The following is a 2,780-nucleotide window of genomic DNA, read 5'->3' as shown; positions in this document are numbered from 1 at the left end:
TGAACTTGAGTTTACAAAATAGAAATTGTAACGACCACTTATAACTTGCTGTTTAGGATCACGAATAAATCAAAAAGAGGCTGTGACATAAGTCTCCACAAATAAGACGGTCTAGTGAGAATCCGAAGATTCTCACTAGACCGCCTTTTGATATAATGGAAAATAAAAAAGGCATCGGTCACACCCGATACCCACAGATTATCCCCGAAAGGACATCTAAATATGCAATCTACCAATTTGCAATCTACCATACTAATTAACGGCAATTTATCCTGAAAGGGTTTGTTGTAATGGTATTTCAAAGTATCTCGTTTAATACACCGATAAGCACTTTACTTAACGATACATAAAAATCGTGATACGATTCAGTTGTAGTTTTAAAGGATACTATGGTCACTAAGTTACACACATAAATTTTTATGGAGGTGTTGTACTATGGCAAATTTCTACGGAAATGATCCTTTTTTCAACAATGATATGGATGATGTTTTCAATCAATTATTTCGGCGCATGGATAATCAAAATTCGGAGCGTGCACGGTATTTAGTTAATGGACAATCGCTGACACCGGATGAGTTTGCTCAATACCGAGCAACTGGTAAGCTACCCCAAAATAATAAAACAATAGAAGTATCTAAAGATGGTAAACAGGCTGTTAAAAAAGGGGGGATTTTAGAAAAGTTAGGGACTAATTTGACGGAACAGGCTCGTGATGGATTACTAGATCCAGTGATTGGACGTGAGAATGAGATTCAAGAAACTGCAGAAATTTTGAGTCGTAGGACGAAAAATAATCCAATCTTAGTTGGTGATGCCGGCGTAGGTAAAACTGCAGTCGTCGAAGGTCTGGCACAAGCAATTGTGGCTGGTAAAGTTCCAGAAACGATTCAAGATAAAGAAATCTATTCGATTGATTTATCGTCTTTGGAAGCAGGAACTCAATATCGCGGTTCTTTTGAAGAGAATATTAAACAGCTGGTAAAGGAAGTTAAAGCAGCTGGTAATATTATTCTATTCTTCGATGAAATTCATCAGATTATCGGCACGGGTGCCACTGGTGGTGAAGACGGTGGCAAGGGATTGGCTGATATCATTAAACCTGCTTTGTCACGTGGCGAGCTGACTGTAATCGGGGCTACGACTCAAGATGAATATCGCAATACTATTTTGAAAAATGCGGCTTTGGCACGGCGATTCAATGATGTTGTGATTAATGAACCGACGGCCGCTGACACTTTACGTATATTACAAGGTGTTAAAAAGCTGTACGAAAAGCATCATCATGTTGTATTACCAGATGATGTTTTGAAGGCGGCTGTGGATTATTCAATCCAATATATACCACAACGCACTTTGCCAGATAAAGCTATCGATTTGATCGACATGACTGCGGCTCATTTAGCGGCTAAAAATTCTCAAACTGATGTTGAGACATTGGATCAACGCGTTAAAAAATTAGAGGTAGCTAAGGAGGCCGCCGTTAAATCGGAGGACTTTACAAAAGCCGCTGATATCAAGAAGTCGATCGAGGAAACCAAGCAAAAAATTAAAAAAACGGATCAAAAAGAAAAAATCACTGCCACGATTGATGATGTGGCACAATCGGTTGAACGTTTAACTGGTATACCAGTTGCTGATATGGGTGCTAATGATATTGAGCACTTGAAAAATCTTGATAAGCGTCTGAAAAGTAAGGTAATCGGTCAAGATGAAGCGGTTGAAATGGTAGCGAAGGCAATTCGGCGTAACCGTGCGGGCTTTTCAGAGGGTGATCAGCCAATTGGAAGTTTTCTGTTTGTGGGCCCAACTGGCGTAGGAAAGACTGAATTAGCTAAGCAATTAGCCTTAGATATGTTTGGAAATAAAAATGCGATTATTCGGCTAGATATGAGTGAATATGCTGATCGTACAGCTGTGTCGAAATTAATTGGTACCTCGGCTGGATACGTAGGCTATGAAGATAATGCTAATACTCTAACTGAACGGGTTCGGCGTAATCCATATTCCATTGTATTATTAGATGAAATTGAAAAGGCTGATCCACAAGTATTAACGTTACTGTTACAAGTGATGGATGATGGGCGCTTAACGGATGGACAAGGCAATGTCATTAATTTCAAAAATACGATTATTATCGCTACTTCTAATGCTGGCTTTGGTAATGAAGCATTAAGTGGTGACAAGCAACGAGACCAGTCATTAATGGATAAGTTATCACAATTTTTCCGCCCAGAATTTTTGAACCGTTTTAATGGAATCGTGGAGTTTTCACATCTGACTAAGCAAGACTTAAGTCAAATTGTCGATTTGATGTTGGCGGATGTACAAAAAACGTTAGCCAAAAAATCCATCAAACTTGAGGTAACTAAAGCGGCCAAAGATTGGCTGATGGAACAAGGCTATGATGAGGCAATGGGTGCGCGGCCATTACGGCGAGTAATTGAACAACAAATTCGTGATAAGGTAACGGATTTCTACCTTGACCACTTAGATGTCAAAAACTTGAAGGCTGATTTAGTGGATGCTGAGATTGTGATATCGGCAGCTTAGCTTAAATCAGTGTTCATAAATAACTTTATGTAAGAGGAGATTTATTGGGCAGGAGATTGCTTAATAGATATCCTTTTTTCGTTGATTTTCACCATTTGATATTAATCTATTGGTAGATTGCAAATTTAATCCGAATTTTTGGACAAATTTGTCAGCATAACCTGATACGGTGTTTGCCAGTCGAGTATTTTAAGCGGTCGCTGGTTAATTTGGAGTAACGTCGTCGTTAA

At 39.0% G+C, this 2,780-nt stretch carries 1 protein-coding gene and 1 pseudogene; one reads left to right on the top strand and one right to left on the bottom strand.

Annotated features, from left to right (window positions below; genetic code table 11):
• Positions 1-435: 435 nt before the first annotated feature.
• On the top strand, positions 436-2,550 hold the full coding sequence (clpL, locus tag ACP4IT_RS12505) for an ATP-dependent protease ClpL (RefSeq protein WP_086231973.1): 2,115 nt from the start codon (positions 436-438) through the stop codon (positions 2,548-2,550).
• A 125-nt stretch (positions 2,551-2,675) separates the two neighbouring features.
• Here the strand turns inward: clpL and ACP4IT_RS12500 are convergent.
• A pseudogene (locus ACP4IT_RS12500) lies at positions 2,676-2,780 on the bottom strand (IS30 family transposase); the annotation flags it as partial.

The organism is Levilactobacillus sp. LN180102, from assembly GCF_050106635.1.
GTDB classification, from domain to species: Bacteria; Bacillota; Bacilli; order Lactobacillales; family Lactobacillaceae; genus Levilactobacillus; species Levilactobacillus brevis.
This window is presented reverse-complemented; position numbering and strand designations above follow the sequence as displayed.